This is a genomic window from Thalassospira permensis NBRC 106175, from assembly GCF_000714555.1.
Classification (GTDB): Bacteria; Pseudomonadota; Alphaproteobacteria; order Rhodospirillales; family Thalassospiraceae; genus Thalassospira; species Thalassospira xiamenensis.
This window is the reverse complement of sequence record NZ_AUNC01000020.1, coordinates 1-14,705: the sequence shown is the minus strand read 5'-3', so window position 1 is coordinate 14,705 and position 14,705 is coordinate 1. Positions and strand designations below refer to the sequence as shown.

12 protein-coding genes are annotated in these 14,705 nt (G+C 54.6%); 4 read left to right on the top strand and 8 right to left on the bottom strand.

Annotated elements, in window-relative coordinates:
• Window positions 1–357 precede the first annotated feature (357 nt).
• Window positions 358–831, top strand: a complete 474-nt coding sequence (locus SMB34_RS11165) for a DUF1465 family protein (protein ID WP_223305187.1) — start codon at window positions 358–360, stop codon at window positions 829–831.
• Window positions 832–873: 42 nt separating this feature from the next.
• Here the strand turns inward: SMB34_RS11165 and SMB34_RS11160 are convergent, their stop codons facing one another.
• Window positions 874–2,634, bottom strand: coding sequence for an adenylate/guanylate cyclase domain-containing protein (locus SMB34_RS11160; RefSeq protein WP_037990146.1), 1,761 nt, complete (start codon window positions 2,632–2,634; stop codon window positions 874–876).
• A gap of 239 nt (window positions 2,635–2,873) precedes the next feature.
• Window positions 2,874–3,101 (bottom strand): 50S ribosomal protein L31, encoded by a 228-nt coding sequence (gene rpmE, locus SMB34_RS11155; RefSeq protein WP_007092400.1) that lies wholly within the window; start codon window positions 3,099–3,101, stop codon window positions 2,874–2,876.
• Window positions 3,102–3,382: 281 nt separating this feature from the next.
• Between rpmE and cyaY the strand changes: the two genes are divergently transcribed.
• Both cyaY and SMB34_RS11145 read left to right on the top strand, forming a co-directional pair.
• Window positions 3,383–3,715 (top strand): iron donor protein CyaY, encoded by a 333-nt coding sequence (gene cyaY, locus SMB34_RS11150; protein WP_007092401.1) that lies wholly within the window; start codon window positions 3,383–3,385, stop codon window positions 3,713–3,715.
• A 45-nt stretch (window positions 3,716–3,760) separates the two neighbouring features.
• A complete protein-coding gene (locus SMB34_RS11145; RefSeq protein ID WP_037990143.1) occupies window positions 3,761–5,557 on the top strand; it encodes an ABC transporter transmembrane domain-containing protein in 1,797 nt (598 codons plus the stop codon).
• 91 nt (window positions 5,558–5,648) lie between these two features.
• Here SMB34_RS11145 and SMB34_RS11140 read toward each other — a convergent pair whose 3' ends face one another.
• From SMB34_RS11140 to SMB34_RS11120, 5 genes are all read right to left on the bottom strand, one after another.
• On the bottom strand, window positions 5,649–6,959 hold the full coding sequence (locus SMB34_RS11140) for an NAD(P)/FAD-dependent oxidoreductase (RefSeq protein ID WP_037990140.1): 1,311 nt from the start codon (window positions 6,957–6,959) through the stop codon (window positions 5,649–5,651).
• Window positions 6,960–7,009: 50 nt separating this feature from the next.
• Window positions 7,010–7,780 carry an amino acid ABC transporter ATP-binding protein gene (locus tag SMB34_RS11135; protein WP_007092404.1) on the bottom strand — a complete coding sequence of 257 codons (771 nt, stop codon included), beginning with the start codon at window positions 7,778–7,780 and terminating at the stop codon, window positions 7,010–7,012.
• Entirely contained in the window at window positions 7,777–9,120 is a 1,344-nt protein-coding gene (locus tag SMB34_RS11130) for an amino acid ABC transporter permease (RefSeq protein ID WP_037990138.1), read from the bottom strand. The genes SMB34_RS11135 and SMB34_RS11130 overlap by 4 nt, the downstream gene beginning before the upstream one ends.
• Before the next feature lie 3 nt (window positions 9,121–9,123).
• Window positions 9,124–10,326 (bottom strand): amino acid ABC transporter permease, encoded by a 1,203-nt coding sequence (locus tag SMB34_RS11125; protein ID WP_051682258.1) that lies wholly within the window; start codon window positions 10,324–10,326, stop codon window positions 9,124–9,126.
• Between the two features lie 69 nt (window positions 10,327–10,395).
• Window positions 10,396–11,436: an amino acid ABC transporter substrate-binding protein gene (locus SMB34_RS11120; RefSeq protein ID WP_037990218.1), complete on the bottom strand. Its 1,041-nt coding sequence runs from the start codon at window positions 11,434–11,436 to the stop codon at window positions 10,396–10,398.
• 189 nt (window positions 11,437–11,625) lie between these two features.
• Here SMB34_RS11120 and SMB34_RS11115 point away from each other — a divergent pair, with 189 nt between their 5' ends.
• The gene (locus tag SMB34_RS11115) at window positions 11,626–12,546 is read left to right on the top strand and encodes a LysR family transcriptional regulator (protein ID WP_037990137.1); all 921 of its coding nucleotides are present in this window, start codon (window positions 11,626–11,628) and stop codon (window positions 12,544–12,546) included.
• 44 nt (window positions 12,547–12,590) lie between these two features.
• Here the strand turns inward: SMB34_RS11115 and SMB34_RS11110 are convergent, their stop codons facing one another.
• Window positions 12,591–13,901 carry a M23 family metallopeptidase gene (locus tag SMB34_RS11110; RefSeq protein WP_240478810.1) on the bottom strand — a complete coding sequence of 437 codons (1,311 nt, stop codon included), beginning with the start codon at window positions 13,899–13,901 and terminating at the stop codon, window positions 12,591–12,593.
• Between the last annotated feature and the right edge of the window lie 804 nt (window positions 13,902–14,705).

Below are 14,705 nucleotides of genomic sequence, written 5' to 3'. Positions count from 1 at the left end.
TTAAACTTACCGTCTTATATATGGGTAGTGGGCCACTGTTTGGCCCCTTGTCGAACGTGATGTTTCGATGCCTCCCTGTTAAACTGAACCGCCCGAATTCAGGGCGGTTCTTTTTATGTTTTCGCCTTTTACGTACTGTTTATACGTATTTCGGTACGTATTAATACGTACTGTCATATTTCCGACACTTATTACCTTGACCCCTTGCCAACCGCTAGCTAGAGTTCGGCCACAAACAAGATCAAGAATAAAAAAAAGTCCGGCAAGTTTAGCAGGTTGAGGCAAGGCCGCCCTTTGGGGCGGTCTTTCTATTTCGGGGCAAATTCAGAGCAAATTTTCCCGGATGCTTGAAGCCCGGTGTCCGTTTCCCATATAAGCTTTATGGCAAAAAAGGATCACCCGACCGGGATCGGGCAACCCTATCAAAGCAACTTCGCGATTGTTCCTCTTTCGCGAACCTATGACGAGGCTTTCACCCTGCTGGTGGAGGCGCGTAATTATCTTTCCGCAAATCGAACCGCATCGCGCCATGGGATTCACGGCAGTGCCAAAATGAAGCAATTCGTTGAGGAGATGCGCATGACCAGCCGCCTGATCCGGGCGATGGCGTGGCTGCTTGCGGTGCGGGCGGTTGAAGAGGGCGAGATTGATTGGGAAGATGCGGTTGATATTGATGATCTGATGGTCGATCTGCAAATCTGTGTTCGTGACGACTGCGACGAAGAAACAGGATTTCCCCCCGCCCTTCGCGATCTTATGGAACGGGCCCATTCGCTTTATATGCGAACGGCGCGGATGGAGCTTCAGGTCGCGGCACGCTGTTCAGCCTGAGCAACGGTTCAGCCACCTTCTTCAGATTAAAGGCAAAATGCTTCAGGCGCGCGGGGTCGCGGCAAAGACTTCTATCGGTTCGGCAAAGCCCTTCATCTGGCGTGTGCCTTTCGATGTGAAGGTCGCCCGGCTGCCGGCGTAGGTATCCTTCACGTTCTGCGATACCAGAATTTCATCCCCACCGGCCTGGGCGCAGACACGTGCGGCAAGCTGCACGACGCTGCCAAACAGATCGTTTTCTTCGGCAATGGCCTCGCCGGCATTGATGCCGATGCGAATCTGGAATTTCAGGTCCTCGCGGCCATTATGCTGCGCCATGTTGCGCTGAATTTCGATGGCGGCTTCGACGGAACTTGCAGACGACGGGAACACGGCCATGATGCCATCCCCCATATGCTTCACTTCCTTGCCGTAATTATTGATCAGGGCGGTGCGCACGATCTGGTTGTGGATATGCACCATCTTCTGGGCGCCGACATCGCCCAGTTGCTGGGTCATCTGGGTCGAATTGACGATGTCGGTAAACATCAGCGCATGCAGCTTGTTATTTGCGTTTGCTGGCGCGCCAGTCGGCTTTTCGGACCATGACGCAATCGCACGCGACACCGATGTGGTGATGCTCTGATCGTCCTTCATGTAGGCATCCATCGAGCTTCTGCCCGCGCCATACATGTCCTTGTATTTCGGTTCCAGGATATAGCTGTCGACATTCTTGCAGAATGTGTCGGCCATATTGTGGGTTGCCCCAAGTGCGGAAATGCAGTCCTTCAGAACACTTCGTCCCTGACTGGTGCCAAGGGCGTTCTTCTCGCTACAGGCGTCACAGGCACCGGCAACGTATAGATTGACGCCGAATTTGTGATAGGCGTCCATGTTCGGAACGGTCCGCTTGATGGCCTCTATCGAACCAGCGATGAAGGATTTCATGACCTCGCGCGTGGCCTGAAGGGCTGGCGTTACGGTCATTGGCTGATCGGGGATGCCGTCATCGCGCTGTTCGGATGCGGATTGGGTATCGTCGGTTTCATCCGTATCGATGTCGGGCATTGCTTCATTTTCAGAACGCGCAACCTCGGCGGCCATTTCTGCAAAGCTGCCCGATAAGGACGGGCGGTTCGACGATGCCGTCTTGCGCCCCGGTCTGGCGGAACGTTTGGCCACGGGCTGTTGCGCCGGCTCTGTTCGTGCCTTGCCCTTGAATTTGCTTGTGATGCTCATCAGCATCGGTGTCGCACTGGCAAGGAAGCCGACAATAAAGGATATGAAATTGGCCTTGTCGTAGAAGCCCTGACTGATCGAAAGCCCCATGCGCGGCAGATATTCAAGCCCGTGAGATGCGCCAAGCATCGCAGCCAGACCGATGGCAATCGCGATGCAAAACGCCATCACCAGTTTCAGCGCCACAGCAATGAGGCCGGGGCTTTCATCCGGGCTGGCTGTTTTGACCTTTGTCCGGGCCGGTTTTGGGGCCGGTGTTGAAACCTGTTCGGGGGGGCTTGTCGGCGCACGCGCCGGGGCCGGGCGGGTTGGTGCTGTCTTTGGTGCGTTCTGGGGTTTGTCTTTTGCGCCGCTTTGCCGCGTTTCATAGATGACATATTCATCCGCGGCATTGGTCGCGTGGTTATAGACTTCGCGAATGACCTTCACAGCCGAGACATGCGCCATCTTTTCAAGCGAGCGCGCCTCTTCCTCGGCCTGCTTTTTCTGCGCACCGGTAAAGTGGGCGTGAATTTCCCAACGCCCTGAACGGTCTTTTACATAGACCTCATAACTGACCTGGGTGCGCGCAATCACCTGGTTCATTCGGTTAGCCCAGTCTTCCTGACAATAGGGGGACCCCATCCCCATTTTCCGCGCGGTATAGCGCCGGTTGAAGATTATGGCAAGAAAATGTCCGGATGACCATTAAATATGGCTAATGCCACCGTATAGCTGGGTTGCATACCATTCTGATTCTGCATCCGGAAAAGAAAAACGCCCGCAGCATCATGAAGACGCTAGCGGGCGCTGATCCCATAAATCGCCAGGAAGGCGAAATTTGCTTAGTTATTACCGATATTGAAACCGGCGAAGCGTTTTTTGAACTTCGCGAGCTGACCGCCGCTGTCGAGCAGACGATGAACACCAGTCCAAGCCGGATGGCTTTTCGGATCGATGTCAAGCTTCAGAACGTCGCCCGGATTGCCCCAGGTCGATTTGGTGGTGAAGCTGCTGCCGTCCGTCATCTGAACGGTGATTTCATGGTAATCGGGATGGATGTCTTTTTTCATCGCCTATCACTCCGGAATTTGAAGCGCGGTGTATAAGGTAAAAAATCGACCTATGCAACCCCTGTATCCGGGAATTATTGGATAAAGCCTGATTAACGGTTGCGATAGGCGTTTTTTCCCACAGGGCAGGGTGATATTGCACACCGCATCGGGTAATAATCCGTGGTTCCTGTGTGATGCAGACTTGCGCGAGACTCTTTATATAGTATGGTGCGCCAGCATATGAAATTGTCGCCTTGCCAGGGGGCGTTTTGCCCCTTTTGACAGACGGAGTGTTGATCGTGGCCCTTGATGAAACCCGCTTCCATCAGCTTGCTGATGACACCATCGAAACCCTCTCGGATCATATAGATGACGAGATGGGCGATGATCTTGATGTCGATCTGCAATCGGGAATCCTGACGATCGAGCTCGACTCGGGTGAACAGTTCATCATCAATAAACATGGTCCGAACCGCCAGATATGGATGTCCTCGCCGGTCAGCGGGGCCAGCCATTATGATTTCGATGAAGACAATGAAAGCTGGACCTCGACCCGCGGGTCGACGACGCTGACCGATCAGCTTTCGGCTGATCTTGCGGTGAAAACCGGTCGGCGACTTGATCTCGACTGATCCGATCATGGAAATGGCAGGAAAAGCGTAAACTGGAAGGCTGCTGTGGCATTAAATCCTCGTACTTCACCCCGTCTTGCAGACAGGGACTCCAGTCGTAATTTCTCCGCTCTTCGCGCCATTATCCCCTTCGTTCGGCCCTACAGGTTGCAGGTTGCCGGTGCGATGGTGGCACTGGTTGTTGCGTCGGGCACGGTGCTTGCGCTTGGCAGCGGGTTGCGCATGCTTGTTGATCAGGGGTTTGCCGATGGCAATGCCTCCCTGCTTGATCAGGCGCTTTTTGTTCTGTTTGCCGTAACGCTGCTTATGGCCGGGGCAAGCTATGCCCGGTTCTTTCTGGTATCGTGGATCGGGGAGCGTGTTGTTGCCGATATCCGTTCGGCGGTTTACGCCCACATCATCCGGCTGGATCCGGGATTCTTTGAGGTCACCCGGACGGGTGAAGTCCTCTCGCGGTTGACAACAGACACCACCCTTTTGCAGGTCGTGATCGGATCAAGTGTTTCGATTGCGCTGCGCAATATCCTGATGTTTGTCGGCGGTCTGACCATGCTGGCGATTACCAGCCCCAAACTGACCGCACTTGTTTTGCTGGTCGTGCCGTTGGTGGTTGTGCCGATCATCGGTTACGGGCGCCGGGTGCGCCGCCTGTCGCGTGAGGCACAGGACCGCATTGCCGATGTCAGTGCCTTTTCCGAAGAATCGCTCAATGCCCTGCGGACGGTCCAGGCCTATACCCACGAAAAGATTGAAAGCGACAAGTTTGATGGCTTTGTCGAAGGCGCATTCAAAACCGCGATTTCGCGTATTTCGGCGCGCGCCCTTCTGACCGCCATCGTTATCGTCATGGTCTTTGGCGCGGTGGGGACGATCCTGTGGATCGGCGGGCATGACGTGCTGGATGGCACGATTTCGGCCGGGGACCTTTCTGCCTTTGTGTTCTATGCCATTGTTGTTGCCGGTTCTGTCGGTGCCATCAGCGAGGTGATCGGTGATCTGCAACGCGCGGCGGGGGCGGCTGAACGCCTGATGGGGTTGCTTGAAACCGAACCGGCGATTGCCGCACCGGCAAACCCCGTCCAGATGCCGCAAAAACATCTTGGCCATGTCAGTTTTGAAAACGTCACTTTTCATTATCCGGCGCGCCCGGACCGCTCGGCACTGACCGGTTTTTCGTTGCAGGTCAAACCGGGGGAAACCGTAGCACTTGTCGGCCCGTCGGGTGCGGGCAAAACCACCGTGTTTCAGCTTCTGCTGCGATTCTACGATCCGGCGAACGGCGTGATCAAGGTCGATGACGTCGATATCCGTACGGCTGATCCGATAGCCGTGCGCGAACGGATTGGTCTGGTGGCGCAGGATCCGGTGATTTTTGCCGCCAATGCGTGGGAAAACATCCGCTATGGCCGCCCTGACGCGTCCGACGAGGACGTCCGGGCGGCGGCCGATGCCGCCCATGCGACCGAATTCCTTGATCGGTTGCCCGACGGTTTTGACAGCTTCCTGGGGGAAAGGGGCGTTCGTCTTTCGGGTGGGCAGCGCCAGCGCATCGCGATTGCACGCGCAATCCTGCGCAATCCGTCGGTTCTGCTGCTTGACGAAGCCACCAGTGCGCTGGATGCCGAAAGCGAGCAGGTGGTCCAGAAAGCACTTGAAACCATCATGGCAACACGCACCACCCTTGTGATTGCCCATCGACTGGCAACCGTGCTGCATGCCGACCGGATTGCCGTGATTGATGACGGAAAGCTGATTGCCATAGGGACCCATCAGGAACTTATGGAATCAAACCCGCTTTATGGCCGTCTGGCCAGGTTGCAGTTCGAACAGGATGCGGCATAGGCCCCAGCAATCGGCTATGGATTAAAAGACAAGCAAGGGCGGCTCCGTCGGGCCGCCCTTTTCTTATTTCCGAGGGGGATTAATGCCGCCCCTAAAACCCAAGTCGATCCGCCAAGCTGTGCCATTTCATGATCGCGGGCAGGAACCACGGATGACCGGTATAGAACGGGCGGGTCTTGAAGGGGAATTCTTCAAAGATTGTGTAGCCTTCGGCCTGATCAAGCACCTTTTGCGCAATCTTGCGTCCGAAGTAATTCGCCCGTCCCACGCCCGATCCGCAATAGCCCATGGCATAATGCATGCCATCCATTACCCCGATATGGGGGACATGATCGAAGGTGTAGGCGATTTTGCCCGACCAGACGTAGTCAAGTTTTGCGTTTGATAGCTGCGGGAACAGGCGCGTCATGAAGTTTTGCAGGTATTTATGATATATCTGCGGGCAATCACCATAACCAAGCGACCGCCCGCCAAACAGGATGCGTTTGCCATCGGGGGAGGGACGGTAATAGACCGACAGGCGTTCGGTGCTGCCATGACAGCGTAGTTTGGGTGACACCGACCGGATGACGGATTCCGGCAATTCTTCGGTGGCGATCATCGCGGATCGGATCGGAATCAGGCGGCGTTTGAATTTACCGAACGGCCCGCCGGTATATCCGTTGGTCGCGATGATGACATGATCGGCGGTGATTTTCTTGTCATCGATGCTGATGGTGAACTGGCTGTTGTTTTTAATCACCTGACGTACGGGACTGTGATCAAACAGTAATGCCCCGTCGCGCTTTGCAATTTCACACAGACCGTGAAAAAGCTTGGCCGGATGGACCGCGCCATCGGTCGGATAAACCACGCCGCCGTAATAGGCGTTCGATCCGACTTCGTCGCCCTGTTGGGTGCGGCTGATTTCAATCGCGGGGAAGTCGACAATCTTGGCGATTTCGCTGGCCTGTTCGATCAGACCGGCATAGTGAGCGGGGTGACTGGCGCCGCGAAAACGGCCGCAAATCTGAAGGTCGCAGTCGATCTGTTCGTTGCGGATGAAATTCACCAGCCAGTTAAAGGCGGACAGACTTTCGCGGATCGTGGCGTGAACCTGTTCGCGGCCATATTGGCGTTCAAGGCCATTTTCACCGAGTTTGCTAAAGCTTGGACCCAGCATCCCGCCATTGCGGCTGCTGGCACCGTTACCGAACGCGTCGGCTTCGAAAACAACGACTTTCTGCCCTGCGCGGGCAAGGGTGATGGCGGCCGAGATGCCGGTATAGCCCCCGCCGATAATGACAGTATCGGCACGCTTGGGAAGATCGCGGTGGTTGATCGATGCTTCTGTTTTTTTCGGCGCGATGGCCGCCTGCCAATAAGGCGCATGGATATAGTTCGATGAATGTTTTGCCAACATCTCGATGTGTTCCGTTTCAGGGCGTGTATCGGGGATTAGGGGATCAGGACCTAAAGAATGTGATTGAGGAACTCCCGCGTGCGATCCCATTGCGGATGCAAGAGGACTTGCTCAGGTGGGCCAACTTCAACAATTTCGCCGTCCTGCATGAACACCACGCGATCAGCGACCTGACGGGCGAACTGCATTTCGTGGGTGACACACACCATGGTCATGCCGGTTTCAGCAAGCTTGACCATCACATCAAGCACCTCCTTGACCATTTCCGGATCCAGAGCGGATGTCGGTTCATCAAACAGCATGATTTTGGGGTCCATCGCGAGGGAGCGCGAAATCGCCACGCGCTGTTGCTGACCGCCGGAGAGCTGCCCGGGGAAGCGATCCGCAAGATGCTCGATGCCAACACGTTCAAGCAATCCCATGGCGATATCGCGGGCTTCGCTTTCGGTTTTCTTGCGCAACCATGTCAGGCCAAGCGTGCAATTCTGTAAAACCGTAAGATGGGGAAACAGATTAAAGTTCTGAAATACCATGCCCATGGTTTGATGAATGAAGCGGTCGCTTTTCTGGTCGCGGGCAAGTTCCTGCCCAAAGACGCAAATCCGGCCCTCCTGATATTCCTCAAGATGGTTGAGGCAGCGAATCAAAGTGGACTTGCCGGAGCCAGAGGGGCCGCACACCACCATGATTTCCTGCTCGCCAACGGTCAGGGAGACGTCACGCAATGCGTGATAGGATCCAAACCATTTGTTCAGGTTATCGATTTCAATGGCCGGGCGGGACAATTTGCCTGCCGGTGCCTGCGGATCAGACAGAGTCATGAGCGATGCGCTTTCAGTCGTTTTTCAAGGTTCAGGCTGTATTGCGACATGCCGTAGCACATCACAAAGAACAGGATCGAAATCAGGGCAAGCGGCTCTGTATGAAGGCCGATCCAGTTTTTGTCGTTGGCGATATTGCGCGCCATCAGCATGATGTCGAACAGGCCGATGATCGACACCAGGGTCGTGTCTTTGAGCATGCTGATAAAGGATGTCATGATGTTGGGGATCATCAGCCGCATGGCCTGTGGCAGAATGATCAGGCCCATGGTCAGCCAATAGCCAAGCCCCAGTGTCTGGGCGGCTTCATATTGGCCGTCGGGAATGGCTTGCAGGCCGCCGCGAATGTTTTCGGCCATATAGGCCCCGGCAAACAGGCAGACCGCAAACAGGACTTGCGACAGCTTGTCGGGCTCGGCACCGCTTGGCAAAAAGATCGGCAAAAGGGTGACGGCCATGAACAGAACGGTAATCAGCGGCACCGCGCGCACCAGTTCGATCAACATCATCGATAGCCAGTGAATGACCGGTAGTTTCGAGCGTCGCCCGAGTGCCAGCAGAATGCCGACCGGAATGGACATGGTAATCGCAAAGGATGCAATGATCAGTGTGAGGAACAATCCGCCCCAACGATCCACCGGAACCGGTTCCAGATGCACCTGCGCCAGTACGCCGCCGCAAAGGATCGACAGAACGGCCCAGACCAAAAGGAAACCGTTCATATGTTGCCCGCGCCGAAACAGCTTTGACGTCAGCGGTGTCAGCCTTTCCGGCAGGGATGGCTGCCCGGCGGCACACAGCATCCAGTTCAGATACAGCAGGATGAAGTAGCCCGCAGCCAGCGACGTAAAGATCATATGAATGATCCCGACATCCTGTCCGAAGGTGCCGCCAAGAAACATATAGGCCCCAAGGAACGGATACAGGGTGATCCAGCTGATCAGGATGGAATTGCGATAGGCAATGCGCCGGGTCATCAGGGGCAATAACCACAAAAGCGCCATGATGACACCGCCATTGACGCGCCATTGTTCTTCATCCGGATAACGCCCGTAAATCAGGCCGTTAAACCAGTCGATCACACCGGCCCAGCAGGCACCATCCGGGCTTATATCCATGCATTCGCGCCGGGTGGCCGCATTCCACACCGCGTTGAAGACAGCCCAGTCAAGAAACGACTTCGCGACATAATAGATCAGCACCAGAACCGAAATGGTCAGCAGGCTGTTGCCGATGCTGTTAAAGCAGCGCTTTTGAATGCGACGCAGCAGGTTTTGCTCGTTCGTGGCCGGAAGGCGGGGCGGGGTGGGAACGAAATGTTTGAGCTTCTGTTCAGACATTGCTTACCTCGCCTTGATTTGCACGTGGGCGTTATATTTGTTGAGCAGATATGAAATGATCAGACTGACCACGACGTAAAAGCCCATCACCATCGTAATGATCTCGATCGCGCGCCCCGTCTGGTTGACCGATGTCTGCATGAAGACCGACACCAGTTCGGGAAAGCCGATGGCAACGGCAAGCGACGAATCCTTGGTCGCGACCAGCCAGGAATTGGCAAGCGGCGGAATAATGGCACGAACGGCCTGCGGAATCAGGATCAGGCGAAGCGTCTGAAACCTTGAAAAGCCGATGGTTGCGGCGGCTTCATGTTGTCCCTTGCTGATGGATTCCATACCCGCACGCACGGTTTCGGCAATGGCGGCGGACCGGTAAACCGTCATTGCGATAAAGGCCGCGCCAAATGCCGAGGGCAAAAACATGCCACCCTCGATATTGAAGCCCTGCAACGCCGGGACGGACCAGCGCAATGAACTGCCAACGATCAGGGCCATGCCACATACCACAAGCCCCCAGAGGGCAAAGGCAATCCGGTACGAACGGCTGACCGATCCGTTCTGGCGTTGCTGGCGACGTATGCCACGCAGCAGGAACCAGAGTGTGCCAAACAAAGTCAGGCTTCCTGCCGCAATCAGCCAGCCGGACATATCGGTGACGGCGGATGGCATGTAAAAGCCGCGATTGTTCAAAAAGACCAGCCCGGCAAATCCGTAACCGCTGCGCGGTGGCGGCAGGGCGGAAAAGACGGTGGTGAACCAGAAAATAATCTGGATCAGCAGCGGGACATTGCGGACCACCTCGACATAACAACGCGCCAGTTGCGATACCAACGGGTTATGGGACAGGCGCAAAATGCCAACAATGGTGCCGATAAGGGTGCCAAAGACAATGACACAGAAGGACAGGAACAGGGTGTTGACGATCCCGACCAGAAAGACCCGCCAATAGCTCATGCTCGGGTCATAGGCGATCAGGCTCCAGCTTATGTCAAAGCCGGCGGTCGTTTGCAGAAAGTCAAACCCGAAACTCAGACCGAGCCTGTCAAGGTTCTGTGCCGAATTTGAAAACAGATACAAAAGTACTGCCAGCACAAGGCCAAGCGTTGCGGCCTGTATGACCACGCCACGTGTTGAATCCCTGTTCAGACAGGAGAAAATGCTGTGCGCGATGCCGGGTTTTGGACGCGATGGCGAAATAAAGTTCATACCGGGGTAACCGTGGGAATGTGGGGCACTCAGACAGGCTGGATCACCAGCCTGTCTGAACGTACGGAATTAACGGAATGACTTTGCATACATCAGGCCGCCATCCTGCCAAAGGGCATTCAGCGTACCTTCGCGGTCCAGACCAAGAACGCTGTCCGGGCCGACATTGCGTTCATAGATTTCGCCGTAATTGCCAACATTCTTGATGACCTGATAGGCCCAGTCCTGCGGCAATCCCAGACCGACATGCAGATCACCTTCGACCCCCAGAATACGACGGATGATCGGGCTTTCCGAATTGGCGCGCATGTCATCAACATTTTCCGAGGTTATGCCGTACTCCTCGGCGGCCACCATCGCCTGGAAGGTCCATTTCACGACATTGGCCCATTCGCTGTCATTCTGTTTGACGGCAAATGACAGGGCTTCCTTGGAAATGGTTTCGGGCAGAACAACATAATCTGCCGGGTTCGGTGCGGCGGAACGCTGGGCGGCAAGGCCGGATTTGTCATTGGTCAGCGCGTCGCAGTTATCGTTAAAGAACGCGGTGTTACGCACGGCCGAATCATCGAAAACAACTGTTTTCAGGTCCAGACCATGTGTCCGGCTGTAATCGGCAAGGTTCAGTTCGCTTGATGTGCCGGTCAGCACGCAGACCGTCGCCCCTTTAAGCTGTTTGACAGACGTGACACCAAGGTCCTTGCGGACCATGAAGCCCTGACCGTCATAGAAATAGGTGTCAAGGAAGTCGAGGCCCTGACTTACATCACGTGACAGGGTCCAGGTCATGCCTTTGGAAAGGATGTCGCCCTTGCCGCTTTTGATCGTGGTAAAGCTCTGTGCCCACTGAACCGGCAGGAAGTTGACCTTGCCTGCATCTCCGAAAACGGCTGCGGCAACGCCACGGCACATATCGATATCCATGCCCTGCCATTCGCCTTCCTTGTTCAGGCTGTAAAAGCCCGGGAAGGAGTTCCCGATCACACAGCTAACACTGCCGCGATCCTTGACGGCCTGAAGTGTTGATGTGCCTTCTTCGGCCTGACTGGCCGACGTCTGGACGAAAATCATGGCTGCACTGACAGCCAGAGCCGAGGCAAATTTATTCATTATGCTTCCCTGATTAAGATTCTTGTTGATGCTGTTTCTGCAAACCGGTTTTCCGTATCGCAATCTGTGATGCTGCTGCATCAGACGCGATTTCCGGCCCCCGGTGCAAAATCATCGTGATCCTAGGATAAGAACGAGAATAATGGTATTGAATGTTTTTAATGGTTCGATAACTTCGAGTTATGATTGATGAATATCAAGCGTTTACGGATATTTCACGAGGTTTTTGTCACTGGCAGCATCACCCGCGCGGCCGAACGAAGCTTCGTCAGCCAGCCTGCTGCCAGCAAGATGCTGGCGAATTTCGAGGCGGAAATCGGCTACAAGCTGTTTGTGCGGCATAACGGTAAACTCCTGCCGACCGACGAAGCGCACTTCCTGCATGATGAAGTTTATTCAATCCTGCAAGGGCTTAGCCATCTTGAAGACAGTCTGAAAGCGGCACGCAATAACAAGGGCGGGCGTCTTCGGATCTGTTCCATCTTTGGCCCTGCCTATCGCTTCCTGCCGGAACTGATTGCCGATTACATGAAAAGGAATCCCGGAGTGCAGGTCAGCCTGCATCATGCGGGTTGTTCAGTGATCCGGCAGGGGGTGGCATCCGGGCAGTATCAGATCGGACTGGTGGATAAATCGGAAAGCTCGCTTAGCCATGAGTCGGTTTCGATGGATTTGCCCTGCTTCTGTGCCGTTCCACTTGATCATCCTGCGGCACAGCTTGATGAGGTGACATTGGCGGATGCCGGAACATCACCTTGGATCACACTTGATTCGGAAAATGCCACTACACGGGAATTGCGCAGGGCTTATGACGATGCCGGGATCACGTTCAATCGTATCATCGAGGTCCATACGACGGTTCATGCCATGTCGTTTGTCAATCTCGGCATGGGTTTGACATTGGTAGATGCGCTTAATTGCCGGTATTTCAGCGATGCCTTCAACTTTCCCAACATCCGGTTGCTGCCGTTTCGTCCTCGCATTATGGAGCCACTGGAAATCATTACGTCCAACGTGCGGCCGTTATCGGGTATGGCACGTGATTTCTATGACGGTCTTATTCTTGAACTGGATAAAATACTGGGTGGTGAACAGGCACCAAAAGCATAAAGCCCGCCAAATGGCGGGCTTGCTAAATTTTCAGGAAGTGCTGTTTATTCGGCGCTGGCGACCTTGCGGTTATGCATCGAAAGTTCCGCATACTGCCCGCGCATTCCCTCTGCCTTGGCCAGGAAAGTTTTCAGTTCGTTTCCTTTAAGGGTCTTGCCGCTTGGCATCTTGACCTTGATCGGGTTGACCTGGGCGTTGTTTTTCAGGATTTCGAAATGCAGGTGCGGGCCGGTCGATGCGCCGGTGGTGCCGACATAACCGATCACATCCCCCTGCTTGACCCGCGATCCCTGTTTAAGGCCCTTGGCGAAGCCCTTCATATGGGCATATGCGGTATCATAGGAATCGTTGTGGCGCAGACGGATATAGTTGCCATAACCCCCATTGCGGCCGATCTGGGCAACGGTGCCGTTACCGGCCGCAAAGATCGGCGTTCCCGGTGGGGCGGCGAAATCCACACCCTTGTGCATCTTGGTAAAACCAAGGATAGGATGCTTGCGCGCGCCAAAGCCCGATGACAGACGCGCACCATTGATCGGGGTGCGCATCAGGGCACGGCGATACGATTCGCCCTTCTGGTTATAGAAGTCGACATCGCCATTGCTGTCTTTATAGGAATACAGGCGGACATTATTGCCGCTCAGCGTCATGCTGGCATAAACCACATCGCCATAACGAACACGTTCACCGGCATCGTTGCGCAGTTCCTCGAACATCACCTCGAAACTGTCACCGGGCTGAATGTCGCGCTGGAAATCGACTTCATAGGAATAAAGCTCGATCAGTTCCATCAGCACCGAAAGCGGCATACCGTTCTTTTCAGCGGCAAGGAACAGGCTTTGATCAATCACGCCCGATGAAACATTGCGCACAGGGGTCAGTGCGATTTTGTCGCTTGAGGCGGTAAAACCGTCATCGGTACGTGAAACGGAAACAACGGTTTCGGGATCAGGCTGGAAGCGCAGCGTATCAAAAAGGCCGCTATCCCCTTCAACGTCGCTGCCATAAACAAGGTCGAATTCCTGGCCCGCGCGCAGTTTGCGGGGATTGTAAACATCGCGAAGGGCTTCTATGGCATTGAACGCAACCGACCGTTCCAGTCCCGCCGCGGTTAAAGTTGCCATCAGGTTGGAACCTTTTTCCAACACAACCGTTTCAAGACGGGGTTCATTATCGGGAAGATTGGCCGTTTCGGTCACACCGGACGAGGAAGAAGCGCTTAACTCGCTTTCAGCAGCACTGGCTGATAAAGCGGTATCCGAAGCGTTGGAGTAATGGTCAGAGAGGATGAAACCCGCAGTCCCCCCCAAGATTGCCATGATGGTGGCAATAGATACCAAGTCTCTTCCGGCCATTGCCGCAGAACTCCCCTAGAACTAATAATGCAGTGTGCCCAACGAGTTGCTCTTTGCGGCAACATCGGCACGAACCTTATACAAAAAAGACTCGTAAATGTGAAATGCCAATTCACCACTGGTTGGGCACCATCCCGTTAAGGCCATGATGCCGGGATATGGTTTACGAACCGTTGAAATGAATAAGGCAGGATCTTCACAAGAACGAAGCTGATCTGAATGGCGAGAATGGCAAGAAAATGGCAGCGTGTTAACCATTTAAATTCACACCTTTTGTCGATGCGTATGATCACAGGCCAAAATGTGTGCCGGTATCTGCGAATCACCATCCTGAATGCCGCGCTGCCGGGGCCGGACGGCATCCGACGCATTTCGTGATTCGTACACTTATATATATGTGTGCAAATTGCCGGTGACGGCCCGGTGTTTTGGCGCGGTTTTGGTGCCGGCTTTTCGGGGCAAATCTGATTTCACGACGGCCCGTTATATATATGTGTTCGCAAAAGACGGCTGGGGTGGGATGAAAGGCTGTGGATGCCCGTTTTGTGCTGTGCAAAATGGTGGTGCGGTGGTGCCAAGGGTGAAACGGCTGTTTTCTGCGGTTGGCGTAATCGGGGAAATGCAATTCCTAACCATATGGTCAAAATGATGCTGCGGCGCACTCAATCAGACAGTGATATGGCGGGCTGCGGCGGGAATTAAGGGAAAACCGGCTTTCCAACTTTTTGCATTTTTAGCGCATTTTTTTCCAAAAAAGGGTTTGACAGTTCCTTGGGTGCGGCCTATAACCCGCCTCCACCGACG

What these genes read in the sequence shown, in the direction of transcription:
- SMB34_RS11160 (WP_037990146.1), bottom strand. Translation starts at nt 2,634, where the DNA reads ATGAACCAGGTGATTGCGCGCACCCAGGTCAGTTATGAGGTCTATGTA.
- rpmE (WP_007092400.1), bottom strand. Translation starts at nt 3,101, where the DNA reads ATGAAAAAAGACATCCATCCCGATTACCATGAAATCACCGTTCAGATG.
- SMB34_RS11140 (WP_037990140.1), bottom strand. Translation starts at nt 6,959, where the DNA reads ATGTTGGCAAAACATTCATCGAACTATATCCATGCGCCTTATTGGCAG.
- SMB34_RS11135 (WP_007092404.1), bottom strand. Translation starts at nt 7,780, where the DNA reads ATGACTCTGTCTGATCCGCAGGCACCGGCAGGCAAATTGTCCCGCCCG.
- SMB34_RS11130 (WP_037990138.1), bottom strand. Translation starts at nt 9,120, where the DNA reads ATGTCTGAACAGAAGCTCAAACATTTCGTTCCCACCCCGCCCCGCCTT.
- SMB34_RS11125 (WP_051682258.1), bottom strand. Translation starts at nt 10,326, where the DNA reads ATGAACTTTATTTCGCCATCGCGTCCAAAACCCGGCATCGCGCACAGC.
- SMB34_RS11120 (WP_037990218.1), bottom strand. Translation starts at nt 11,436, where the DNA reads ATGAATAAATTTGCCTCGGCTCTGGCTGTCAGTGCAGCCATGATTTTC.
- SMB34_RS11115 (WP_037990137.1), top strand. Translation starts at nt 11,626, where the DNA reads ATGAATATCAAGCGTTTACGGATATTTCACGAGGTTTTTGTCACTGGC.
- SMB34_RS11110 (WP_240478810.1), bottom strand. Translation starts at nt 13,901, where the DNA reads ATGGCCGGAAGAGACTTGGTATCTATTGCCACCATCATGGCAATCTTG.